24 protein-coding genes and 4 pseudogenes are annotated in these 22,418 nt (G+C 46.7%); 1 reads left to right on the forward strand and 27 read right to left on the reverse strand.

Features of this window, described 5'->3' with window-relative positions; genetic code table 11:
* Positions 1-201: 201 nt before the first annotated feature.
* From ACH9UM_RS07850 to ACH9UM_RS07870, 5 genes are all read right to left on the reverse strand, one after another.
* Complete coding sequence (locus tag ACH9UM_RS07850; RefSeq protein WP_009243215.1) at positions 202-1,560, reverse strand: virulence-associated E family protein; 1,359 nt, start codon at positions 1,558-1,560, stop codon at positions 202-204.
* Positions 1,517-2,179 carry a CHC2 zinc finger domain-containing protein gene (locus tag ACH9UM_RS07855; RefSeq protein ID WP_155234399.1) on the reverse strand — a complete coding sequence of 221 codons (663 nt, stop codon included), beginning with the start codon at positions 2,177-2,179 and terminating at the stop codon, positions 1,517-1,519. The genes ACH9UM_RS07850 and ACH9UM_RS07855 overlap by 44 nt, the downstream gene beginning before the upstream one ends.
* Positions 2,180-2,221: 42 nt before the next feature.
* Entirely contained in the window at positions 2,222-3,466 is a 1,245-nt protein-coding gene (locus ACH9UM_RS07860) for a hypothetical protein (RefSeq protein ID WP_009243217.1), read from the reverse strand.
* A gap of 370 nt (positions 3,467-3,836) precedes the next feature.
* Positions 3,837-4,142, reverse strand: coding sequence for a hypothetical protein (locus ACH9UM_RS07865; RefSeq protein ID WP_004845318.1), 306 nt, complete (start codon positions 4,140-4,142; stop codon positions 3,837-3,839).
* Positions 4,126-4,419 (reverse strand): hypothetical protein, encoded by a 294-nt coding sequence (locus tag ACH9UM_RS07870; RefSeq protein WP_009243218.1) that lies wholly within the window; start codon positions 4,417-4,419, stop codon positions 4,126-4,128. Before ACH9UM_RS07870 ends, ACH9UM_RS07865 begins: the two co-directional genes overlap by 17 nt.
* A 362-nt stretch (positions 4,420-4,781) precedes the next feature.
* Here ACH9UM_RS07870 and ACH9UM_RS07875 point away from each other — a divergent pair, with 362 nt between their 5' ends.
* On the forward strand, positions 4,782-5,630 hold the full coding sequence (locus ACH9UM_RS07875; RefSeq protein ID WP_004845315.1) for a helix-turn-helix domain-containing protein: 849 nt from the start codon (positions 4,782-4,784) through the stop codon (positions 5,628-5,630).
* 467 nt (positions 5,631-6,097) lie between these two features.
* Here ACH9UM_RS07875 and ACH9UM_RS07880 read toward each other — a convergent pair whose 3' ends face one another.
* The 22 genes and pseudogenes from ACH9UM_RS07880 to ACH9UM_RS07985 all read right to left on the reverse strand — a co-directional run.
* On the reverse strand, positions 6,098-6,379 hold the full coding sequence (locus tag ACH9UM_RS07880; RefSeq protein WP_004845314.1) for a DUF6809 family protein: 282 nt from the start codon (positions 6,377-6,379) through the stop codon (positions 6,098-6,100).
* A gap of 13 nt (positions 6,380-6,392) precedes the next feature.
* Positions 6,393-6,770, reverse strand: coding sequence for a TnpV protein (locus tag ACH9UM_RS07885; protein ID WP_004845313.1), 378 nt, complete (start codon positions 6,768-6,770; stop codon positions 6,393-6,395).
* Between the two features lie 52 nt (positions 6,771-6,822).
* Positions 6,823-8,346 (reverse strand): VirD4-like conjugal transfer protein, CD1115 family, encoded by a 1,524-nt coding sequence (locus tag ACH9UM_RS07890; protein WP_055159439.1) that lies wholly within the window; start codon positions 8,344-8,346, stop codon positions 6,823-6,825.
* Between the two features lie 23 nt (positions 8,347-8,369).
* Positions 8,370-8,648, reverse strand: coding sequence for a DUF4314 domain-containing protein (locus ACH9UM_RS07895; protein WP_004845297.1), 279 nt, complete (start codon positions 8,646-8,648; stop codon positions 8,370-8,372).
* A gap of 18 nt (positions 8,649-8,666) precedes the next feature.
* The gene (locus ACH9UM_RS07900; RefSeq protein WP_004845296.1) at positions 8,667-8,978 is read right to left on the reverse strand and encodes a hypothetical protein; all 312 of its coding nucleotides are present in this window, start codon (positions 8,976-8,978) and stop codon (positions 8,667-8,669) included.
* Between the two features lie 85 nt (positions 8,979-9,063).
* Positions 9,064-10,014, reverse strand: coding sequence for an ArdC-like ssDNA-binding domain-containing protein (locus ACH9UM_RS07905; RefSeq protein WP_004845295.1), 951 nt, complete (start codon positions 10,012-10,014; stop codon positions 9,064-9,066).
* Between the two features lie 4 nt (positions 10,015-10,018).
* Entirely contained in the window at positions 10,019-10,786 is a 768-nt protein-coding gene (locus ACH9UM_RS07910) for a PcfB family protein (protein WP_400092424.1), read from the reverse strand.
* Positions 10,787-10,862: 76 nt separating this feature from the next.
* A complete protein-coding gene (locus ACH9UM_RS07915; protein WP_059066801.1) occupies positions 10,863-11,186 on the reverse strand; it encodes a hypothetical protein in 324 nt (107 codons plus the stop codon).
* An 11-nt stretch (positions 11,187-11,197) separates the two neighbouring features.
* Positions 11,198-11,563 (reverse strand): hypothetical protein, encoded by a 366-nt coding sequence (locus ACH9UM_RS07920; protein ID WP_178529493.1) that lies wholly within the window; start codon positions 11,561-11,563, stop codon positions 11,198-11,200.
* A gap of 78 nt (positions 11,564-11,641) precedes the next feature.
* A pseudogene (locus tag ACH9UM_RS07925) lies at positions 11,642-12,142 on the reverse strand (DNA-methyltransferase); the annotation flags it as partial.
* A 313-nt stretch (positions 12,143-12,455) separates the two neighbouring features.
* Positions 12,456-12,650 (reverse strand): UPF0175 family protein, encoded by a 195-nt coding sequence (locus ACH9UM_RS07930; protein ID WP_004845288.1) that lies wholly within the window; start codon positions 12,648-12,650, stop codon positions 12,456-12,458.
* A gap of 15 nt (positions 12,651-12,665) precedes the next feature.
* The gene (locus ACH9UM_RS07935; RefSeq protein WP_004845287.1) at positions 12,666-12,857 is read right to left on the reverse strand and encodes a hypothetical protein; all 192 of its coding nucleotides are present in this window, start codon (positions 12,855-12,857) and stop codon (positions 12,666-12,668) included.
* Between the two features lie 46 nt (positions 12,858-12,903).
* The gene (locus ACH9UM_RS07940; RefSeq protein WP_009243230.1) at positions 12,904-14,661 is read right to left on the reverse strand and encodes a DUF2326 domain-containing protein; all 1,758 of its coding nucleotides are present in this window, start codon (positions 14,659-14,661) and stop codon (positions 12,904-12,906) included.
* Positions 14,646-14,876, reverse strand: coding sequence for an ABC-three component system middle component 6 (locus tag ACH9UM_RS07945; RefSeq protein WP_009243231.1), 231 nt, complete (start codon positions 14,874-14,876; stop codon positions 14,646-14,648). Before ACH9UM_RS07945 ends, ACH9UM_RS07940 begins: the two co-directional genes overlap by 16 nt.
* A complete protein-coding gene (locus ACH9UM_RS07950; protein ID WP_009319921.1) occupies positions 14,860-15,834 on the reverse strand; it encodes an SMEK domain-containing protein in 975 nt (324 codons plus the stop codon). Before ACH9UM_RS07950 ends, ACH9UM_RS07945 begins: the two co-directional genes overlap by 17 nt.
* A 283-nt stretch (positions 15,835-16,117) precedes the next feature.
* Positions 16,118-16,906: a class B sortase gene (locus ACH9UM_RS07955; RefSeq protein WP_009321367.1), complete on the reverse strand. Its 789-nt coding sequence runs from the start codon at positions 16,904-16,906 to the stop codon at positions 16,118-16,120.
* A pseudogene (locus ACH9UM_RS07960) lies at positions 16,884-18,179 on the reverse strand (SpaA isopeptide-forming pilin-related protein); the annotation flags it as partial. The pseudogene ACH9UM_RS07960 and the gene ACH9UM_RS07955, both read right to left, overlap by 23 nt.
* Positions 18,173-18,742: pseudogene (locus ACH9UM_RS07965) on the reverse strand (ParM/StbA family protein); the annotation flags it as partial. The pseudogenes ACH9UM_RS07960 and ACH9UM_RS07965, both read right to left, overlap by 7 nt.
* 112 nt (positions 18,743-18,854) lie before the next feature.
* Positions 18,855-19,172, reverse strand: coding sequence for a DUF5720 family protein (locus tag ACH9UM_RS07970; protein WP_238095099.1), 318 nt, complete (start codon positions 19,170-19,172; stop codon positions 18,855-18,857).
* Positions 19,173-19,670: 498 nt separating this feature from the next.
* Positions 19,671-20,840 (reverse strand): hypothetical protein, encoded by a 1,170-nt coding sequence (locus tag ACH9UM_RS07975; protein WP_009243238.1) that lies wholly within the window; start codon positions 20,838-20,840, stop codon positions 19,671-19,673.
* A gap of 173 nt (positions 20,841-21,013) precedes the next feature.
* Positions 21,014-21,769 (reverse strand): phosphate ABC transporter ATP-binding protein PstB, encoded by a 756-nt coding sequence (pstB, locus tag ACH9UM_RS07980; protein ID WP_009243239.1) that lies wholly within the window; start codon positions 21,767-21,769, stop codon positions 21,014-21,016.
* Positions 21,770-21,889: 120 nt separating this feature from the next.
* Positions 21,890-22,417: pseudogene (locus ACH9UM_RS07985) on the reverse strand (phosphate ABC transporter ATP-binding protein); the annotation flags it as partial.
* Position 22,418 lies beyond the last annotated feature (1 nt).

Consider the following 22,418-nt stretch of genomic DNA (forward strand, 5'->3'; position numbering starts at 1 on the left):
AAAAACCTGTAAACTACCGTCTGGCCTGCAAATCTTACTTTCTAAATTTTCTTGAAAAATCTCGTTGCTTTCGTTGCCGGAGATAGAGATAGATATTAGAAAATGCCTTATTTACAGGCTTTTTCCGTATCCAGACCGGAAAATCCCCGGCAACGAACCCGGCAACCAAGTGACAACCATCCCGGCAACAGACCGCTATTTTTATGCGATCCACTCTTTGGGAAGTTCCAGCTGGCGGCATTCTTCCTCGGTCAGCTCCACAAATCCATCTTCGTTGCCGGGCAGTTCGTTGCCGGAAACGTCCCGTTCCCAGCCCCTCTGCCTGCCATACCCGGCGAACATCCTCGGATTGGAGAACGGCTTCCAGCCCGTCACCACCGTGTTCATGATCTCGTTGATATTGTGCAGCTGCCACCGTTTCGGCTCGTCATAGGTGTGGCCCAGCGCCTCCTTGAACAGCTGTTTGGAGCAGACCATGCTGCCGGTGTAGTGTTCCAGAAAGCCCTGTATCTGCCCGGCCTCCGTGTCCTCCGGCATGAAATCCTTCTGTACCTCCACCAGCTGGCGCTGGATGGACTTGCTGAACTTCATAGAGTAGTGGCCGCTGCGGTAAATCGTCATGGCCTCCGCCCAGACCTGCAAAAGATAGGCTCTGGAGGCGTCCTCGTCCTCCAAAATGTGAACCTCCGCATTCTCCGGGTAAATCATGATCGGCAAAAAGCGCCGGTTCCCGGCCCGGTCAAGGGGCAGGAAGTCCAGCGTGTTGGATGAACCGCCGAACACACACTGCCGCAGCCGGTCTTTGGGCTGGGCTTCATAGGGCGTCCGGTAGGTTTCCTTCTGGCGGCTGATGAATGAGCGGATTTCTTCAATGCTTTTGGCGCTGCTGGTAGCCAGCATCTCCGACATCTCAATAATCCAGTGTCCTTGCAGTTTCAAAAACACCCGGTCATCATCCAGCTTTTTCAGGTCATCGGAAAACCACTCGTCCCGGATCGCCAGCAGGCGGAAGAAGCTGGATTTGCCAGCGCCCTGACCGCCTACCAGACAGAGCATTTCCTCATATTTGGAGCCGGGCCGGAATACCCGCCGGATAGCCCCCAGCAGGAAGTGTTTCAGCATTTCCTCCACATAGTCGCTCTCGTCCGCACCCAAGAAGTGATGGAGACAGGAGCGGATGCGGGGCGTCCCGTCCCAGACAAGGCCGTTCAGCACGTCCTGTATGGGATGGTAGCAGTTTTCATTCGCCACGATAGAGAGCGCCGCTGTCATCTTTTTCTCGCTGGTCAGGCCATAGTTCTGCTCAAAATAGAGAAGCAGATACTTCACGTCTGTATCCGTCAGGGCGCTGGTATTCCTGCGCCAGCCCAAATCCCGCACAATGTCCACCCGGTCAGTCAGGAGGTTCAGCCGGATCGCCCCGCGCAGGAGAGGGTCATGGCAGAACACCGTCCGGCAGTTGCCGATGGTGTTGGCGGGCTGGCCCTTCTCGGTGACGGAGAGGCTTTCCCGCACCTCAGAGGCGCTCTGCTCCGGCGCTAAGGCTTCGGCTGCGCTCATGGCGGCCTGCCGGGTGGCTGGCGGCAAACTCTGATATTCGCTGCTCAATCTTCCTCACCTCTTTTCCGTACTGGGCGACAACGGAAGCCCGTTCCTCCATGCTGCCGGACAGGAGAACATCCAGCAGATACTCCGTGTGTGCTTTCTTTTGCAGTGCTTCCACAAACAGCGGATTCCATGCTTCCTCCGGCGTTTGCGGAGCGTATTTCTTCTCCCAGCGTTCCAGCAGATGCAGGTAATCGCACAGTACCCGGAAACATTTCTGCTCCGCCTGCCGGTAGCGCAGTTCCTCGCTGATTTTCCGTTTGACCGGCCTCCTGCGGGGCGGGTCATGGCCTTTGGCGTCATAGCGGACAGAGAAATCCTCCGCCAGCTTCAGAGCCGCTTCCTTACCGCTCAGACCAAACAGGCGGGCGGTAAAATCAATCACATCCCCGTCCGCCTGACAGCCGAAGCAGTGGAACCGGCGGTCAACCTTCATGCTGGGATGTTTGTCATCGTGGAAGGGACAGCAGGCCATCCCATTCCTGCCAACCTGCACCCCGTAATATTCCGCAGCCTGCCTTGTGGTGACAGACTCCTTCACCGCTTCAAATACATTCGATTTTCTCACCTCCAGACAGAGAAAAAGACACCTGGTTTCCGCAGAAAATCAGATGCCTCATAACTCCATATCGTGTTTCTTAGTCGGAGCGATCCGCCCCTCACGTTCCCAGCGTTCCCGGTTATCCCGGTCAGCGTCCAGCTTGTCTTTCGCCAGCTTATCCCGGATGGATTCTCTGGCTTTCTCCTTGATCTGCTCCTTACCGGCCTTCTTGACCTCCGGCTGCATAAGCGTTTTCTGGATTTTTGCCAGGGCACTCTGCATGACACGTTTGATTTTGGTAATCACTCCATCCAGCCGGGCGGCGGCGTAGTCACGCTCCTTCTGCGGGGCCTTCCGCTCCGGCGAAAGTACCCACTTTTTTGTTTCCTCAATCAAACGAATATCTTCTTTGTGTGTCTCCTGCCGGACAGTATCGGTCACCACCTCCACCGCCTTGTCATAGGCCACATCGGAAACATCATCCAGCAGCGTCTCCACGTCCTCGATTTTGAGCGTCAGTTCTTCCAGCTTCTGCTCCTGCGCCGTCAGCTGCTCCTTCTGCTTCATCAGGATATAGTCCTGCTTTTCCAGATACTCCCGTCCGCCGTAGGACGGCTCCTGATCCAGATGCAGCCCATGCCGCTTTGTGATGTCAAACAAAATCGTCCGGCAGACCGCATCGAAGGTCTGTTTCCGATTGTTGTGCCTGCCTTTTGGCTTGTCCGGGTTCGGGAGAGGGATGCCCAGTTCCTCCAGCGCCTTCTCCTGCTGGGGACACAGTTCCCCGTAGCGGTTCTCACAGTCGAACACATGGCGCTCATGGATGTGGGGCGTCCCCTCGTCCAGATGGAGCGCCCAATCTAAAATGTGGATATGGGAACCGAAGCGGCGCTCGAATTCCTCATAGAACTCGTTGACGATGCGAAAGAGCGTTTCCGGCGGGACGGATTCTTCCAGTGTGCCGATCTGGTAGATGCTTTCCTCCGGGCAGGTCTTGTTGTTTTTCAGCAAGTCCTCCACGGTGCGGTTGCGCTCGGTGTGCCGGGTTTTCTCATTCCGGGCGTTCTGCGCCTCCACATGGTCAGAATAATACTCGTAGTAGTACATCCGCTCGATTTCCTCAAAGCTGAAATCCGGCTGCTCCGGGTTCTCCCGGAACTCGTGTGTGGTGAAGCCCCGGTAGCAGTCCCAGTAGATGTTTTGCCTGGCCCGCTCTGCGTCGATGTGTTCGCTGTTCTCCACATCAAACCGGCGGTCATTGTGGCGGGGATTGTAGGTGCCATGCTTGCCGGAGCGCCCGTTGTGTCGTGTCAGTTTCAAACAATTTCCCTCCTTCCTGCGAAGATGTTCCGGGGCCGGGGAAGGGCGGCGAAGCCGCAAATCCTGCGAAAGTCTGCGTCAGGTAATACCCAGTACAAGTTGACGCAGGCATCAACTTTCCCTGGGCCGAGGTTTTCCACCTCTGGACACCGGAGTAAAGGCTCGCCGCCTCTACACTCCGCACAGGCGCTGCCGCCCTGTACCCGCCCAATGGGCGTTGCCCCTTGACCCCAGCAGTGCGCTGCCGCCCCGGCTCCACATCCACACATTTACGCCTTTCGGCTGGAAGTGGATACGGAATACGCCTGCGGGGATTGCCGGTCAAAACATCAGGTGCAGCCCCGGCATTTTGACCGTAATCTCCCCGATTTCAGGCTATTTTTTCTTCCGCCCCTACCACCTGAAAGCCATGCTCCTTTGCGTAGGCACTGGCGGCGGCTTTCCGTTCCTCACTGTACGGCGGGATGAACCGGATCGACAGCCGGGACTTGTCCAGTACATAGGTCACGCTGCCCTCCGGCGTACTGCGCTCCAACCGGCACAGCAGCGGGTACTTCCGGCTGAACTCCGCCAGCCTGCGCTTCAAGCTGGCGTTGAAGGTGTAGACGCTGGCAAGGTTCTCCGCCTCGTTCCAGTTGATGATGGTTTCTTTCTCATATTTAGACAGCTTCCTCATATAAATCCTCCTCATAATCAGTGTAAGATTTCAGCACTCGCAGGCTGCGCTTTAGACGGCGGTACTCGTCCATCTCCATGCGCAGATGGTGGTAAAAATCCTCGTACCAGCTTTCGTCCACCTCCGTCTCCACCTTACGGGCCAACCCCAGCATCCGGCGTTTGGCCTCCGGGTCAACCGTCAGGGCCGTCAGCCATTTCAGCCGTGTCACCGTATTGTGGTGGCTGGGACAGCCGTAAGCGTAGAGAATCTTCTTTTCTTTCATGCTCAGTTTCATAATGATATTCCTCCATTTCTTTGCTGCGGAGCCATGCGCCCCGCATGATAAACTTGTTTCTGTCCGCCGGTCTGCCTGCAAGCCGCTCCTGCCCGGAATTTCTCCCGGCGTATCGGCCTCTTTGGTGCGCTCGATTTCTGTCGTGGCGTCACTTCCCCGGAGGCCATACCCCTTGCAGCCGGTCATTCAATTTTCAAGGTTCAGTGCCTGTCTGCAAGAACCAGTTTACCGAAAAAAGAGGCCCTTTCCCGTATATCCAAAACGTCGGAAAAACGCTTGAAATCCGCATATTTCCACGCTTATGGAATCGTGCTATAATGGGTGTAATCACTGAAAAACCATAACGAGAGAGGGGGCTTTGGATGTACGCAAAGCTGACAATCCCGGAGCGGCTCAAAGACCTGCGGGTGGTGGACAAGCACCTGACGCTGGAACAACTGGCGGAGCAGACCGGCCTGTCTAAATCTGCGCTGGGGAAATACGAAACCGATGACTACAAGGACATCAGCCCATTTGCGATTGCGACGCTGGCGGATTTTTACGGCGTGTCCGCCGACTATCTGATGGGACTGACCGATAATAAAGAGGTTCCCAACGCCGATGTACAGTCGCTCCATTTGAACGATGAAATGATTGAACTTTTACGGAGCGGCAAAATCAACAATCGGCTTCTCTGCGAACTGGCTACACACCCGAACTTCCGGCGGCTGATGGTGGATATGGAAATCTGTATCGACCAAATCGCCAATATGCGGGTGGAGCAGATGAATCTGGTGATGGAAGCCACCCGGCAGGCCGTCCTCAGCAAGTATGCGCCCGGAGAAGATGACCTCTATATGCGGACGCTGGAACTGGGGCAGGTGCAGGAAAGCGATTATTACAGCCACGTCATACACGATGATCTGGACAGCATCGTCCGGGACATCCGGGAAGCACACCGCAAGGACAAGACCACCGCCGACCCGCAGCCCACGCTGGATGACGTGAAGGAAAAATTTGAGCAGGCCATCCATCAGGGCAGCGATATAGAAATGCTGATCCACGAATTTTGCGATAAGTTGCAGATACCCTTTGAGAAGATTTCCTCGGAGGACTTCTCGGCGTTCCTGCGGATACTGAGCCTGTCCAAGATACTCAAAAATCCCAACAATATGAGGGGAAAGACCAGCCCCATCCCGCTCAACCGCAAGGCCAGGCGCAAGCAGAAGTAAGTCTGCCGGTATCGGCTTTATGTGTATCCCTGTCTGTATTTTCCAGTTTAGCGGAAGAAACGCCGGTTCCAGAGTCCCTTGCAGACGCAGTTCGCTATGTCTTGTAGACATAGTCCATCACTCGGTATTCGCTTCCGACAATAAAAAGTATAGGTCTGGACACGGCGGAATCAGAGTGACTTGTAGTACAGCTACCGGGCGTGTTTGTCACGGTTGGCGGCTGTAAGGGCAGCAAAAAAGGCCATCCACCGGTTGAGCGGTAAATGACCTTTATGAAGCTGTATTCTGTTGTGGTGGTTGTGCCCAAAATGGGCACAGCCAAAAGCCGATGTTGTTTCGATTTTGGTAGTTCTCAAAATGGAAACCACCACTTTACTCCAATGAAGTAGGAGTGGTCATTTTGTCCACCACCACTTTATGGGAGTAAAGTAGCCGTACTCAAAATGAGAACGGCTACAATGGGGATGCTACTCTTTTTCTCTCTGCGCCACTTGCTCATAGGCTTCCTTTTGGACAAGTAGCCCCGCCGAAAAGCCGTATTTGAAGTGGCTTTCGTTTTCCTCGCACTGAGCGATTGCCATTTGCTCCCGCAGTTCTTCAACCAGAGCATAGTCCTCTTTGCTCAGGTGTTCCGATAAAGTATCCATCAGAGCTGCACTGGCTTTGGTGGCCTGCTTGAACCTCAGTGAATCAGCGACCACCGTTTCACAAGGATAGAACCTGCCGTTAAACATTTCTTCCAGAATCATGCGTCCACCTCCCTCAGGCAAAAATCATCTCAGAGAGGATGATTTCCTCTGCCCGACTGCGGATGCTGTTCATGGCTCCGACCCATGCAAGCTGGTCACAGGCTTTCAGTTCCTCGGTGACGCCCTCCGCATCCTGCATCTGCGAGATGATACACGCCAGCCGGTCATCGGCCTGCTCGTTCAGGTCAGCAAGATATGTCCAGAGTTTTCCCGACAGAAGCAGTTCATTGTACTGGCCGGGGCAGTGTTCTTGCAGAAACGCCTTGTGCATCCGCCCCCACCGCCCGATGGGGCGTTTTTCCTCCGGCAGTTTCAGGTCGGGGATGTAGTAGTCTCCCATCAGCGTGTAGCCGATGCCGTTGTGGTGGATTTTCTTTGGTAAATGCTCCATGTTCGACCTCCTGTATTCAATTTTTTCAGAATCCAGTTGATCGTGTCCCTGTTCATGATAAATTCAAGGCAACTGAACTCTTCACGAACAAGTATGGCACATCCCTTCCTGACTGCTGGAAATTCACAGAATAGCTTCCACCCCTTCCCTTGGTCTGCCCATAGGTATTGGTATCCAGTGTTTCTTTCCCCAATAGTTCCGAGACATATTTATGCCCCTCTTTTTCATTGCCGCCCAGATATAAAAATTCGTCGCAATTCCCTATGAGACTTTCCCAGCTATCCTTAAACAAGGCTTTCATCTGCGCAATGTTCTGGATGATGATGCTGCAGGAAATTGCGCGCGACCTCATGGTTGCCAGAAGCTTGTCAAAATCATCCGGCAGCGCCACGTTTGGCCACTCATCCATAATGCAGTGTACCGGGATAGGAAGTTTTCCATGGTATTTCCGGTCCGCCACATAGTAAAGGGTTTGAAAGAGGTTACTGTAGATCATGCCCACCAGATAATTGAGGCTGGTATCCGCATCCGGGATACAGCAAAACAGCGCCACCTTTTTCTCCCCGATGCTGTAAAGATCCAGTTCATCGGTACAGGTCAGATTGGCGATCTGTTTTAAATTGAACGCAGCCAGACGGACGCCTACGGAGATCAGGATGGACTTTGCGGTCTTTCCTGCCGCCTGCTTGTAAATGGCATACTGCTTGACTGCAATGCTTTCCGGATTTCGCATCTCCAACCGTTCAAACAGGATATCCAGCGGAGACTGGTATTCCTCATCGTCCTCTTTCACCTGGGCAGAACCTAACATTTCCATGATCATGGAGAAGTTCTGTTCCTCCGGCGGCGCTTCATGCAGAAGGTACAGCATGAGCGCCTGCAGCAAGGCGGTCTCACTTTTCTCCCAAAACGGGTCCGAACTCTGCGCCCCTTTCGGGGTAGTATTTCGGATCAGGTTGTTGATGAGCTTTAGCACATCCTTGTCATCCCGCACATAGGCAAAGGGATTGTAGCAAAAAGATGTCTCCGGGTTAATAAGATCAAACACCCGGACTTCATACCCTTCCCTCTCCAGCAGTCCTCCGGTTTTCCGAAGAAGCTCTCCCTTAGGATCGGTGACCACCATGGAACAGTTACACTGCATGATATTGACTACGGCGTATGCCCGGCTTTTTCCCGCACCGGAACCGCCCACCACCAAAACATTTAAGTTCCGTTTGTGCTTATAGCAGTCCAATCCCATGCGGAAGTTCTGGGTTAAAATGAGATTCTGGGTGTACCGCTTGTCCCGGTAACGCTTGCAGATGGAAGCTGCATCGCCCCATTTGGCAGAGCCATGCTCCACCCCTCTTCGATAATTTTTCTTCTGGGAATAATAAATACCGATGCCTAACACATAGGCGATTGTGAATGTGAACACACACCGCAGCGTGTACGGCGTATAAGAAATAGAAAAAGGCTGATCCAGTTTTTCGGTCAGCACTTGTAAGATCTGTAACAGATTCGTATCCGGTTTTATGGCACAGGCAGTGATGGCGCCTGCCCACCAGACAACAGGCAAAAACAGCAGCCACACCCAAAGGTCCGCACGTTTCCATGCTACCTCTGCGGGCTTCTCTCCTTCTTCGCTTTTTCACTCTTTGGCACTTCGTTTGCTGGTCCGTCTATCCTATGAAAAGAATCCTCTCCGGGGATCAGGGCAAGGCTTCGCCCATTCTCCCAATGCATGTGAATCTGCCCGGCATCATCAATATATGCTACCGTTCCTTGTAATCCCGGCGGCATCCCCGGCTCATCCATAAAGTCCAGGCAGAGCCTTGTTCCTTTCGGATACCGCTTTCGTAATTGTTCCACTTGTTTTTGATCGTACATACTCATAGACATCCCTCCCTTCTGTTACCAGAAGAAGCGCCTGCTGGTGTTTGGTTTCATGACCTTTAAGATCACGCTGTCAATGCCGTCGCTGTACCTGCCCATGGCAAGATACTTGTCCCGCAGCCGATTGAGGGCATTGCGAAGTTCCCGCTGTTCCTCGCTTATAATGGGAAGCCTTTTCTCGGAAAGCTCATAGGCTCGGACTTTCTGCAGCATGGCTTCTGTCTCTGGGTGAACCGTTCCCATCCGGCTCTGGGCTGCCAGCTCATCTTTGAGTGCCACTGTAAACATATTTTTCATGATGTTATCCGTTTTTAAATAGTAATCTGCCATCCCCGTTCCCTCCTATCTTTGTTACACCCAACATACCACAAGAACCCTGCAATAGCTATCCCAACGGCGGAACTTTTTTAAGAACCTATCGCTCCGGCTGTTTCTCTTTTTTCTCTTTCTTCGGTGCCTGCTTTGGAGGTTCCTCAAAAGAAAAATCATCTTTGGAAAAGGTCTGCTCCTGTTCCCCGAAATTTCGTTCCATATGGTTACGGATAGTATAGGCTGCCTGCCGGACATCATTTAAAAATCCCCGCAGTTCCTGGGGATCTTTCTGTCCATTTGCCTGCATCTCTGCCACTTTTCCAAACTGGAAGCCGGACACCTCTGCCCCATACCGCTTGCCAATCACATACGCAGCACAGTATGCCTGGGCATTCACCTTCTTCCTTGCATAGTTCCCATCGTGCTGATCCAGGGCGGCACAAGCCAGTTCCCGGTTCACTGCATGGAATGTTGTATTCTCATCCATTCCGTTGCGCACATAGACGGTACGCTGTTTCGGGATATACTGTGCCTGGATGCCCTCCGGCAGATTGTCTGCAATCTGCATCCGCACTGGCTGATCCTTTAAGACTGCATGGATCAGTTCTTCCATGGAACGCTGTGGACGTTCCTCCAGCGGTTTCCCAGACATCTGGCTGATGTCAAATCCTTTACCGATGGCATAGCCTGTCCGCATCTCCCCGTCTTTTTCATATTCCGTACTGACCATATAGGTGTAGCCATGCACCCCGGATTTCGGAGAACGGTGTTCTTTTTTCCAGTAATCATAGGATTTTACCACCGTTGCTTCTGGATTCTGTCCGTAGATCAACAGAAGGTTGGGTGTTTTCTGCGTATTGCACTGTGCCATAAAATCTAAAAATCCCTTTAAAGAATCCCCGTTTTGGAACACCGCCTGTGCCTGGGCGTCTACCTCTGCCCATACTTCTTCCCTCTGCTGTTTTTTCATGGCTGCATATTCTTCTTTTGATAACTGCTGTTGTGGAGTTTTTTCTTCCCCTGCCCCACCAGGGATCATGTTCGTTAAATCCATAGCCTTACCTGCCTTTCACTTTCTTCTGTTCCCTTCTTTGTTGATTTCTCGGTTTTCTCCGGCTCTGCTGTTGCTTCTGCCGCTGTTTCTGTTCCGTTTCAATCTTTTTTAATTCCTGCCGGACAGATGGTTTCTCCCCTTTCCAGCTAGTTTCCTGCCCGGAAAAAGAACCGCTGCTGTGCGAGGAAGGTCCGGACAGATTCCCTGCCTTCTCCGCCTGGGTAAAATTTCCCTCCGAAGGAGAGACTTCCCCTACATCAAACAGATGCTCTTCTTCATCCAGTTCGAACTCAATGGTCCCTTCCGGCAGCACCACCTTTTCGGTCTTTGCCGGAAGTTCTTCTTTTGCTTCGGTTTTCTCGGTAAACTCTGCATCGATCACACGCTCTCCTTCCCGGACTGGCGCTTGTTCCACAACCGCTTCCCCGGCTTCGGATTTTACAAAGTCCAGATTCATCTTATCCAGCACCCGGTTCACCTTTGCCGCATCATCAGCAAACACCATGATCTCGGGAAACTGGGGGTTCTTCTTATCCCGGATGACCACATACAAAAGTCCCCTGGATTTGGCTTCCCCGGCAAACTCCCGCAGCCTGTCATGGGGAATGGTGAAAAATTTCATTGCCCGCTGTTCCTTTAACATCCGAAGCAGATTGGTCTTTCCCCTGGTCTTTTTCTGATCCTTCATCACCGCAACGATCAGCACCGCCAGATTCTTTGCAATGCTCCCGCTGATCCGTAAGGTATGTTCCATGTTCTCCGGATTTTTCATCCTTTCAAGCTTCACGATCCATTGTTCCAAGCGATTGTATTCTTTCTCCATCCTTTGTCTGTCTTTTTCTTCCATCTCATTCTGCCTCTTTAATCTTGATTAAGCCATCCAATGTGGTACAGATGATATGCAGTCGATCAGCAGTGCTGATATCCGTATTCATCGTTCCAGTCACTTCTTTTCCACAGACCACTACCATCCGGCATCGTTTTAAGATCAAGTGGGACATCCGGTTATATGCCTGTTGATCCTCCGCTTCTCCTTCATCCAAAAATGGCAGAAACCCAAACCTCGGACAAATCGGTACATACCCCAGCTCATAAATCTTCCGGCAGTATCTCTGCACCTTCACCCTGCTTTCTTCTGCCGGACAGCACACATACGCCATCGCCTGTTCCATCGCCTCACCTCCTATCGCACTTGTTCCTTTTTCTTTACTTTTTCTGCTTTTACTTCAAAGCTCACATCCATTGTACTTTCATCAAATTCCTCGTCAAAGCCACCGTCATCATACAGAATCTCTGCCCGTTCTACCGCATCTTCCTTGGAATGTGCTGAGATGGATTTGCGGATGGTGTAACTTTTTCGGATTTCGATTTCAAATGTCTTTTCCGCTTCCCGTTCCACTGCTTCATACTGAACGGACTGAATGTCATATTCACTGGTACTTGGGCCATACATACGACATCCTTTTTCTGCTTCTTCTTTGCTGGATGCTTTCACCGCAACGGTCTTTTCACGCACTTCTCGGATGGTCACATCATAGACTCTGTCCATAAGTCCCCTTTCCTGCATCCATGTGGATGCACATTTCTTCTTCTGAAATAAATTTGGACATCCATGTGGATGCCCTTGTTATTTCTCGCTTTCTTCTTTTTCCTTTGCTTCCAGTGCAAACTTTACCCGGTCACTTCCCAACTTATAATAAGCATCCGTCACCTCGATGCCCACTGCCTCATATCCTTCCTCTACGGCTGCAAGGATGGTTGTCCCAGCTCCGGCAAAGGGGTCTAAGATCCTTCCACCTGGCTCGCAGATCTGGATCACATCTTTCATAAGCTGCAAAGGCTTCTCTGTCACATGGATACGGTTCTGGGGATTTCCATAGCGGAACACACCGGGAAGACAGGACACCGGACGGCTGATAGGCATCGGTCCGTTACTGCCCCACACAATATATTCAGCCTGCTGGCGGAAACGCCCTTTTTGCGGACGAGAGTTCCCTTTATCCCACACCGCTGTACCTCTCCAGATCCAACCTGCCCACTGAAGGGCATCAGTAATGGACGGGTATTGTCTCCAGTCAATAAAAAGACAGATAGGAGCTCCGATCTTGCAGGCTTTCCGCACATCGTACCTTCCTTTTCACGGGAACATATCCTGCCTGGTCTCTTTATTATTTTGTTTTCATTTTCTGTTTTCTTTAAAATATGATAAAGAAAAACTCCCCAGCTAAACTGGGGAGCCTCCAGAAGCTATACCTTGCGGTCCTACGGCTTCATTTTTTATCACATCTCACAGTTCTTAATTACTTCACTGTGAAATTTAATCATGACTTTACCATATATAACGAAAGGTTCCCGAAGAAACCTTCCAGACTACAGGCTTCGCAAGTTTCTGTAGTGCGATTACTTTTTATCATACTTTTTTTTAACAGATTTGTCAAAAACTATTTCCTATCTTTTACTTCTACTAGAAATTCTTTCTCCGACATACCTGCAATCTGTGAACACAGTGCAACTGACACCCCTTTTTGCATATAGAATCCAAGTGCAACTTCTTTCTTTGCAAAATTGGTTGCTTGTTCTACCGTATACTTGACATCAAATAAAACAGCTTTCGGTATTTGAATCTCAATCTGCATATTTTCATCCTTTCACTATTCACTGGTTTCACATTTTCTCTGCCATTCTTCAAAAGCCTTCGAAGCGTTTCTCACTCTTCCTTTCCCAATATCTCGGTATCCTGTTTTCAGCTTTTGGTGAAGTTCTGCTTTCGTCATAGTATCTGCATTAATAGAACATCGCATTTTCAAAACTGAAACATCTTCCGCTGCTTTTCTTAAATGCATGAAATACCTCCAAACTTAGAACAAAACATTCCTTCTACATACGCTACTATTTTTCCTGATAGTTCCGTCCTAAAAATTTCTTTTCTTTCGTAAACACAGCTACCTGATGTTCATCAATATCCATCTGGATTAATTTCCGCTGTTCTTCATTTTCGATTTTATCCCGATTCAACGTAAGGATATATTGAAAATCCTGATACTGCTCTTCCTGCTTATAAATATAATTTAAACATTGAACTAACGTATCTTGATCCACATCGAAAATGTTGTCATGTACCAAAAACAACGGATGCCTGTCTCTGGTGTATTGATTAAATAATAACGCCATATCATAAATGAACACCTTTGTTCTGTCTACACTATGGCTTCCATCATCGTAAATACGAAGCGTCAACTCAACTGGTGTTTTCTTTCGTGCCTTATCAACAGTCTGGAGGCTAAACGAACATTCCTTATTTCCCATAATGGATTCATGGATTTCCAAAATGGTATCAATAAAGTCATCCATGATTTCTTTGTTTTGCTCAATCTCACTATCAATTTCCATGAGTTGCTGGGTTTTTTGTAAATTCAGCATTCTTTTCTTTTTCTCATTCTTTTCGTATTGATCAAACAAAAACTTCGTATGAGAAATGGAATCCTTCTTCGCCTCATAAATCTTTAAACTTACTTTTAGATTCTTTAGCACTCCTTTTTTATCGATGACTTTCAGTTTCTCTGAATATTCATCATCCAGTACCCGAATTTGTTCCGCAATACTTTTCAATTGGCTCTCCAATTCCTTTGCCTTTTGGTTTACCAATGTTCTTTGGAATTCTTCTATCTTGTTCTTAAAACCTACGACCTCATTTAAAGATTTTACTACTGCATTTCCCAACTCGCTCTTAAATTGGTTATAGACCAATTCGATTTCTCTGTCATCAATCTGCTCCGGCTTTGGCATTTTTCTGATTTTTTCATAGTCATATCGCAAAGCCTTTTGGCGTTTACGCAACTGATCCAGCAAATCCTCCAGTTCAATAAGGTCTGCCTCCATAGAATCAAAAGTCTCATTCGTTTTAAAACTTTCAATCGCATCTTCCAATTTTTGTAATTCATCTTCCAATGCATTTAATTCTGCCTTAACATCTGAAATTTTCTTTTTTCCTTCTTGCGTCAATTCTTTTTTATCTTTTGCAATAACGGTATTGACTGCCTCTATCTCCTTTATAGTTTCTAAAGTGTTTTTATATGCCTCTAAAGAAAATCCCAACAAAAACAAATGAGCGCTCAAATCATCCGGAATCTTTTTCGTCAAATCATGGCATTTGATGATATCTGTGAATTCCGAACGTTCATCCCGCATCAAAATTGAAAAGAGATTTCTGAAACTAGGTACTTTCTTCCCATTTAATTTTGGGAAAATAAGCCCTGTCAGATATTCTCTTGCATCCTGAAGTTTATCAAAAGATACCGTTCTCCCTTCTCTTATGATTACAGGCTGATCCGCTTGTTTCCGGTTTCTTTTTATCGTGATCGCTTCGTCCCCTATATCCAGATCTAATATTACGTTTTCTTCTAACGGAAATACTTCTTTCGGTATTTTTGCAATTCTTGATTTTTCATAATCATTCAAGAAACCAAAATCTAAAAACTCAATACTCATAGACTTTCCAACACCATTTGTTTTCCGACCTTTTACAGAACTATCATCGTATTTCTCGCCTAATATAATATTGACTCCGTCATGAAAAGAAATCTCTTCAAAAATATTACTTTCTGAATAGAGCCGATTGAGACGAATACGACTTATTTCTTTACCCATATATTCGCCTCCTCAAATTCGACAATATTAACAGAATATAAAAAGGAAAGACCCAAAATCAACTGTCTGCTGCTTGTGATCCCCGCCTTTTTCAATGCTTTAGATACATCATAAATAGAAATCTTCCCAGCTTCCTGCTTTTTTATCTCTTTGAGTATGAGATAGCCAATATACATTGCGGAAGATTTCAGTGCATTGCTACTTGCCAGCATCATACTCACTCCTTTCGTTTGGGAATACCCTACATTTAATCATTTCGTTGACAAGATAGAATTTAATTGCAGAACGGTCATACTTTTTACCATTCGCGCTTAATTTTGTTTCAAAATATGTAACCAGTTTATTCAATGCAGCAATCGGATTATCCTGCTCTTCTTCCAAAAATTGTACGCTGATATCCTGCAGATAGAACATAATAATAATGTCTTGTGCCTCATCGATCCCCAGCGTTTCATTTACAATCTTCAACGCTTCCCCATAAATGGTGTAAAGTGTCGTATATTCCGCAATCAATCTATCTGCAAAATCCCGAAACCTTTTATAAATCTTATACTCCGGATCTACCGTTGTCTCACAAGGCTTCTTTACTTTTCTGTGTTGCGAAATATACTCTATCAAATCTATGATCGTGTCCACTTCACTGGCCTGCGTTTCTTTCACTGAATAATATTTATTACACAATTCTGCTGACAGGTAATTACTGATTGCTTTTATTTGTTCTGTTTCCAACTCTCGAACATCTTGCATCAGTTTTTCTACATCCCAAATGTCTCTTTCTTTTTCAAATGAAAACATTCCCTGTGTATCAAAATTGGAAGAATATTTTTTCTTCTGTGTCAAAATCAGCACAATCAATCTATCATAGCTCTGATACGCTTTGTTTTTATTAAATTCTTCTATCGTATGCTTAATCTTTGTACTACTATTATCTGATGTGACTTGAACTGCTATCCTATTCTTTGGATCTACCAAATCAATCGCCGGGGCATTTTTCTCCAAATAGTTTGCATTTTTCAATTCATATCCATAGATAAGATTCAATAATCCGGGAAAGAAATCTTCTGCAACGATGTTAATATCATAGAGATTTACCGCATTCAAGATAGACACTTCCCGACTTAATAAGGCCAGACTCTCAGCCACATTTTTCAAATAAACCTCTTTGTTCATCATGCTCTTTCACTCTCCTCATTTGTTGCTTGCTTCATTCTACCACACTTTTTTCTAAATTACTATTGATTTTTCCAGAAAACTATGGTATATAGAATGCCTTTTTTATCATATAAAATCTACACAACTCCTCTTTTTTTATGGTTTTATAATTTTTCCCGATCTGTGTTTTGTCTCACATTCTGCACTTTTCGGGTACTTTTGAACACTTCCGGCAGGAGATCGATTCAGAGCACCGCAGGATACATCCAGAGAGCTGAAGAAAGTACCCACCTTTGAACACTTTTCACCTTTCAGGTTCTGCTTTTACTGCCACAAGGATGTTCCGGGCCTCCTTCCACTCATAAGAACAAGTTACCAGCGTCAGGGTTGTCTCACAACCTGCACCAGCTACCCCTGTTTCAAACAGCGACAGCGCTTTCGCCTGTGCTGCATAAGCCTCCAATTCCTGCGGACTGTGAAAAGATGTCTGTTGGAAGTCGAACATGGACACATCAGCTTTCAATACTGCCGCTATCCTGTACTCTTCCATGCCTTCCGGCGTCTGAAAGAACACCCTGGGATGTGCTTTCCAGTAATCATAGGAGGCGTACCTGTCCAGATTCCCGAACATCGCCCCGCTGTTCATGTTGTGACCGTAGATAGTCAGATTCTTTGATTCTCCCAAAATACAGTCTGCCTGGAGGAACAAACTTCCATTGATGTCGTAGTTTCCCCGGTAATCCCTCCGCAGATAATACTCCGGATCTTCCCGGCTGCTCTGCATGACCGGATAATCGATCCCAACCTCCGGGATCGTAAGCCAGCCACGAACACCCGGATACTGGCGCTGGAGGGATCGAAGGTCAACGGCAGACACTTCCGGTTCTCTTCCAGCCTGTTCCTCTTTCTCTCCTGGAGAGCCCCCGCCCGGAGGGATGTCCTCCGGGAAGCAGGTTTTTAACTCCTCCACCAGTTCTCGATTCTGCCGGGGAATGACCACATAATTCTGATAAAGCAGTACCACACTGAGGATACAGACAGCACACAAGACTGCCTGCAGCATCCACAGCTTATTCTTCTTTTTTCGCTTCATCTGCTTTTTTATGTCTCTTCTTATAGAGCATGGTTGCCATGAGTCCGGCTGCTGACACGCCTAAAAGTGCAAACAGAAGGATTTGTTTCCAGTGGTCATCTCCTGTCTGCGGTACACCCGGAGTTTCCGGTGTCCTTGCATCCTTCATCTCCACCTTCTGGACTTCCATGGTATCTTCCAGTGTAAACTTCACATCTTCTGCGATCTCATAGCCTTCCGGTGCTGTGATCTCACGCAGGATCAGTTCTTCCCCTACCGGAAGTTTCTCTACCAGATGCGGTTTTCCATCTGTTACCCACTCTTCCAAAACTTCACCCTCTTTATTTAAGATCTGAAGCTTGGCTCCTTCCAGTTCCTTTCCGGTGGTGAGGTCTGTTTTGGAGATTTCCACTTTGGAATAGGTATCTTTCATCTCCACTTTGGTCACACTGCCATCTTCCTTTACTTCAAACTCCATATCTTCCGCAGACACATACCCTTCTGCATAAGGCGGCAGCTCTTCATGGAGCGTATACGTTCCTTCCGGCAGTCCATAAACTACGTGCGGTTCTTTTGTGCTGATCCACTCTTCCACGATGTTGCCATCCTGGTCGATGATCTGAAGCTTCGCCCCTTCCAGTTCTTCCCCAGTTGTGGCATCGGTTTTTGTAAACTGGCTTTTCGTTGGCTGATTTTCCACTTCTTTTGTCAGCTTGATTTCTGCAAGGTTCTGGTCTATGTAAGAGGCATCGATCTCCCAGATTTCTTCATTCGGAAGATACCCCGGCTTTCTCACTTCCTCTTTCACATAATATTTTCCATGATAGAGGTCGCTGTCAAAGGTAAGCTGTCCCTTCTCATCCGTTGCTTTCTTCTCCAGCAGAGTGTCCTTTTCTACAAGAACCTCACCCTGCTGGGAGAGGATATCTTCTTTGGCATACAATCCAAAAATCACGCCTTCCAGCTTCTCTTCTGTGACTGCATCCTTCTTTTCTACAGAAATGGAAATCTTCTGTCGCTCATTTTTATAAGCAACCCCTTCATAAACAACTGCCTGCGTATCATCCTCTGCGGTTAGGGTAAATTCTTTCTGTTCCGGGTTCAATACGAAATGGTCGCCTGCTATGGTTTCTTTCATATAATAAGAACCCAATGGAAGATTATTTACCACTGCCTTTCCTTCTGTATCGGTCACTAAAGTTGCCACCAGATCGTCTTTTTCATAACGGATGACCGGATTGCCCTGCTCATCCTTTGCTCCGTCCGGGGAATAAATGGTGTCCTTGGCATGCAACGAATGACCCCCAGTTCCAGACTGCGGCAGGTAGCTGCATTGGGAACCGCATTATCAAGACGCATTAAGTCCACCGTCCATCCTCCGATATCCACAAGAAGAACAGAGGGTTCATCTTTTAAGTATTCCGGATAAAGAGCCAGGGCTGAGTACCCCTGGGGGAACAGTTTCACATCCTCAATCTGGATCTCATAGCGTTCCCCTTCATATAAGAAACGGATTGGCTGTTCCTTCCGAAACAGATACTCCTTGAATTTCTGTTTTTCCCTTCCAAACCCGGTAAGGGGAAGCCCGGCTGCAAGAACAACTTTCGCTGTCCTTTCCCCCTTTCGCTTTCGAATCTCCTGTGCCAGTGCTGCCAGCGTCAAAAGATAATAATTGTCGTTGGCGGTCTTGTCCTTTACCAATGTCTGTCTCCCAGTCCCACACACATAATACTCACCCCGGTATTGCAGGACATTCTGCATGGTATAGGGTTCGTATTCATACCGGATGATCCCTGTCGGGAAACACACCTGCTTTGTTTTAATGGCGTAATATCCATGATCAATTCCGATAATCATCACTTACCACTCCCTTCTTTTCTGTTCTATGAAAAATTCCCAGTGAAAGAACCCTTGCTCCCCGGAGGCGCGCCCCGGCAGGCATTCTTTTCTTTCCAGCCCATTGTTCTTCCTACTCCCGGTCTCGAAAAAATGTCTGGACGGGAAGATAATGCAATGTTCCTTCCAAAACAAGAGCCAATCTTTGAAAACGGAGGATTCCCCTATTCTGCAGCTCCACCATTTCGTAATATGCTTTCTTTGTTAAAAAGTAACGATGATATATTCCCGCTTCCCCAAACTTCTCCGTCTGCTTCAACACCAAAAACTCCACCATATACCGGGTATCCGGTGCAAACCGTTTCTCACATAGCATGGCATCTCTCTGTACTGCCTTCACACCCTCCGACTCCCTGGCTACTGCCAATAACTCATGGATACTGATACTCACGTTTGCTATCACCTCCCTTCAAAACTCTTTTCCAAATTTTCAGTGAAAAAAAGACAGGCACCTACACGATGTCTGTCGCTGCGGGATCTTCCATTCCCTTTTTGTATGATTTTTAAATTAAGTTTTTTATTTTACCAGAATTTGGACAAATAAACGCTATATCTCAGATATAGAATTAAAAGAGTCTACTTTGATTGTTCATGTCTCTTATATCTTTTTTAATCACTTGACGAATCCAGCGTCCCAAGGTAACATACCAACAATTAAAAATTTGAAAGGAGTCCTTAAAATGCTGTGTGATGAATTATATAATGAGCTTTGTCAGCTTTTAACCAACTTTGAGACCGGGGAAAGACCTGTCGATGCCAACGATTTTTACTCCCTGCTTGTAAAAATACAAAACAACTGGGAACTCGTGGTCCATTGCCAATAACACAATAAAGAAACCTTAATCATACAACTGATCAGAGCCTATGGTCTTTTCGTCGGTACTATTTTCTACCGTTCTCGCCATTCCCGTTTACACTGAGGATTCTTTTGAAATAATTCCTCATACCGAAGAAGTATATCCATACTGTCTTGTGTAAAATCAAATGGCTGAAGCATGGGGTATCGCGGCAATGCGCTTGAAACATATTCTAATTGTTCCAACTGCTTAGACGTGTATTTTTTCTTTCTGGCTTCGCTATATGGCAAAAGACCGTATTCCGTCTTATACGCTGGAATACGGTCTTTCTGCATTTCCTGTAATGCTTCAATCATATTTTTGTGATGGTGTCTGGATTTATAGGTATCTATCTGCCCTCTGGTCATGCCGACAGCCGATGCAAAATCTGATATCCTTTTATAAAATTTTCCTTGAATCTTACATCTCGGAATAAAGGCAAATACCTCAGTGTTTGGCCATCCACATTCATCCCGCAGTTGCTTTACTAAACGAAAGCACTCTATAAACGAATATTCTGGTTTATAGCGCTGTTGTCCATATACTAACAGCTTGGAGATATTATATTCCCTGCATAAAAAAGCAGCGTTCTGATATACTTTCCCTTCATACACAATTTCATATCTTTTCCCATTATTCCTGATCGGCAAATAAATAGCTTCCTCCAATGTTTTCCCATATTTCAAGCGTTCAAAAACATTACAGGGCTGCACTTGATACTCCGCACATAATTCCACTAATGTATTATAGGTTTTCCCTTCGAAGCATATCGGTTCTTTCTGCAATAGTTCAAGAATAATTTCTTCTAATGTCATGTTTCTTGTATGGATTCTGGCTGATATGGAAGTCTCTCTAATTCCAAATGCTATTGCCAGCGCATATCTGCTCTGATATCGTTTGCCCCATAGCATAATTTTCTTCTCTTGTGTCTCTTTGCAACGATCTACCGCTTCTTCTATTGTTTTGCACCTTTGTATATAATGTGCTAATGAATTCCAAGGTAATCCATATTCTTCAGCCAACGCTTTAGGCGAACGATATAACTTTCCATTGTATTCAAAAAGCCGACCTCTTCCTCGCACATCATTGATGCACATTTGCATTGCATCTTCTAACGACCAGCCTCGGCGCCGGAAGGAATATATTCTCTGACGGTCAATTCCATATTCCTCTGCCATTTCTTTTATCGTTTCATATGTTTTCCCATCATAGCAATACGCCATAGTCATCACCTCTTCTCTTCACCACACCAGTATACCTACTTATCGTAAAAAAGCTATTCAGCAAATCCACTAAATTTTACTCTTTATTTGTTTCCTCCCCTATAATCACAAAATAAAAGGCAGATAGAAGTTTTCCACTTTCATATCCACCTATGCAAAATTCCCATATTCAATTAACCAAATCTTCCTGTAATGTAATCCTCTGTCTTTTTATTTTGTGGTGTAGAAAATAATGTATCTGTCCAGTTAAACTCAATCAACTCACCCATAAGGAAAAATGCACAGCAATCTGAGATACGAACTGCCTGCTGCATATTATGTGTGACCATAATTACTGTATATTTTGATTTCAGTTCCATAAGTAAATCTTCTATTTTCCCTGTACTGATTGGATCAAGCGATGCTGTACTCTCATCACAAAGAATTACTTTTGGCTGTACTGCCAACGCTCTTGCAATACAAAGTCTCTGCTGCTGTCCTCCCGACATCCCCAATGCAGATGTTTTTAACCGATCTTTCACTTCATCCCAGAGAGCCGCATCTCTTAAAGAGCGTTCCACAATTTCATCCAGTTTCACTTTAGAACGAATACCATGCGTTCTTGGTCCAAAAGCCACATTGTCATAGATGCTCATCGGAAATGGATTCGGTTTCTGAAATACCATTCCGATCTCTTTGCGCAGTTCATTTACATTCGCATTAGAAGAAAATATATCCTTTCCATCGTATTTTACTTCTCCTGTAATGCGCACATTCTCTACAAGGTCATTCATTCGGTTTAGTGTTTTCAAAAACGTGGATTTACCACAACCACTCGGTCCAATCAATGCAGTAATCTGATGTTCCGGGATATCCATTGTAATTCCCTTTAACACCTGATGATCTCCATACCATAATTTCAGATCTTTAGTTTCTATAATTGAGTTCATTTCTGTCTCCTTTTTGTCAATTCTATATTACAACGTGATACCCAAACTCTTCCATATTCCGTGTATCATGTACTTATATTCATAGCAAAATCTACGCTATACACGCTATGCACATGCCCTAAGTGTACTATAATTTTCGTCCATTAGAAGAACTTCCGGTTCAACCGCAAGCGCTCGCGCTATGCAAAGTCTTTGCTGCTGTCCTCCGGACATTCCAAGAGCGCTCTTTTTCAGCCTGTCTTTACATTCATCCCAAATCGCCGCATTTCTAAGAGAACGCTCCACAATATCATCCAACTTAGACTTGGAACGGATTCCATGCGTTCTCGGTCCAAACGCAATATTATCGTAAATGCTCATCGGAAACGGATTCGGCTTCTGAAATACCATTCCGACACGCTTTCTCAGAAGATTAACGTCCATCCCTTTAAAAATATTTTGTCCGTCCAACGCAATTTCGCCTTCTATACGGCAGCCCTCTACAAGATCATTCATTCGGTTGATCGACTTTAGCAGCGTTGATTTTCCGCAGCCGGACGGTCCGATAAACGCAGTGATCTTATTTTCTTCGATTTCCAGATTTATATTTTTAAGGGCTTTAAAATCCCCATAATACAGATCAAGATTTTTAATACTTATCTTTGACATA

The sequence above is a fragment of the Mediterraneibacter torques genome, from assembly GCF_044591705.1.
Lineage (GTDB): Bacteria > Bacillota > Clostridia > Lachnospirales > Lachnospiraceae > Mediterraneibacter > Mediterraneibacter torques.

Bases quoted from the DNA above. Each gene is read 5' to 3' on its own strand.
- ACH9UM_RS07920 (WP_178529493.1), bottom strand. From the start codon at position 11,563: ATGGACAGAGTCTATGATGTGACCATCCGAGAAGTGCGTGAAAAGACC.
- ACH9UM_RS07915 (WP_059066801.1), bottom strand. From the start codon at position 11,186: ATGGAACAGGCGATGGCGTATGTGTGCTGTCCGGCAGAAGAAAGCAGG.
- ACH9UM_RS07910 (WP_400092424.1), bottom strand. From the start codon at position 10,786: ATGAAAAATCCGGAGAACATGGAACATACCTTACGGATCAGCGGGAGC.
- ACH9UM_RS07850 (WP_009243215.1), bottom strand. From the start codon at position 1,560: ATGAGCGCAGCCGAAGCCTTAGCGCCGGAGCAGAGCGCCTCTGAGGTG.
- ACH9UM_RS07880 (WP_004845314.1), bottom strand. From the start codon at position 6,379: ATGATTCTGGAAGAAATGTTTAACGGCAGGTTCTATCCTTGTGAAACG.
- ACH9UM_RS07950 (WP_009319921.1), bottom strand. From the start codon at position 15,834: ATGATGAACAAAGAGGTTTATTTGAAAAATGTGGCTGAGAGTCTGGCC.
- ACH9UM_RS07870 (WP_009243218.1), bottom strand. From the start codon at position 4,419: ATGAAACTGAGCATGAAAGAAAAGAAGATTCTCTACGCTTACGGCTGT.
- ACH9UM_RS07940 (WP_009243230.1), bottom strand. From the start codon at position 14,661: ATGGGTAAAGAAATAAGTCGTATTCGTCTCAATCGGCTCTATTCAGAA.
- ACH9UM_RS07935 (WP_004845287.1), bottom strand. From the start codon at position 12,857: ATGCATTTAAGAAAAGCAGCGGAAGATGTTTCAGTTTTGAAAATGCGA.
- ACH9UM_RS07975 (WP_009243238.1), bottom strand. From the start codon at position 20,840: ATGGCGTATTGCTATGATGGGAAAACATATGAAACGATAAAAGAAATG.
- pstB (WP_009243239.1), bottom strand. From the start codon at position 21,769: ATGAACTCAATTATAGAAACTAAAGATCTGAAATTATGGTATGGAGAT.
- ACH9UM_RS07930 (WP_004845288.1), bottom strand. From the start codon at position 12,650: ATGCAGATTGAGATTCAAATACCGAAAGCTGTTTTATTTGATGTCAAG.
- ACH9UM_RS07945 (WP_009243231.1), bottom strand. From the start codon at position 14,876: ATGATGCTGGCAAGTAGCAATGCACTGAAATCTTCCGCAATGTATATT.
- ACH9UM_RS07895 (WP_004845297.1), bottom strand. From the start codon at position 8,648: ATGAGTATGTACGATCAAAAACAAGTGGAACAATTACGAAAGCGGTAT.
- ACH9UM_RS07905 (WP_004845295.1), bottom strand. From the start codon at position 10,014: ATGGATTTAACGAACATGATCCCTGGTGGGGCAGGGGAAGAAAAAACT.
- ACH9UM_RS07955 (WP_009321367.1), bottom strand. From the start codon at position 16,906: ATGAAGCGAAAAAAGAAGAATAAGCTGTGGATGCTGCAGGCAGTCTTG.
- ACH9UM_RS07885 (WP_004845313.1), bottom strand. From the start codon at position 6,770: ATGGAGCATTTACCAAAGAAAATCCACCACAACGGCATCGGCTACACG.
- ACH9UM_RS07865 (WP_004845318.1), bottom strand. From the start codon at position 4,142: ATGAGGAAGCTGTCTAAATATGAGAAAGAAACCATCATCAACTGGAAC.
- ACH9UM_RS07900 (WP_004845296.1), bottom strand. From the start codon at position 8,978: ATGGCAGATTACTATTTAAAAACGGATAACATCATGAAAAATATGTTT.
- ACH9UM_RS07875 (WP_004845315.1), top strand. From the start codon at position 4,782: ATGTACGCAAAGCTGACAATCCCGGAGCGGCTCAAAGACCTGCGGGTG.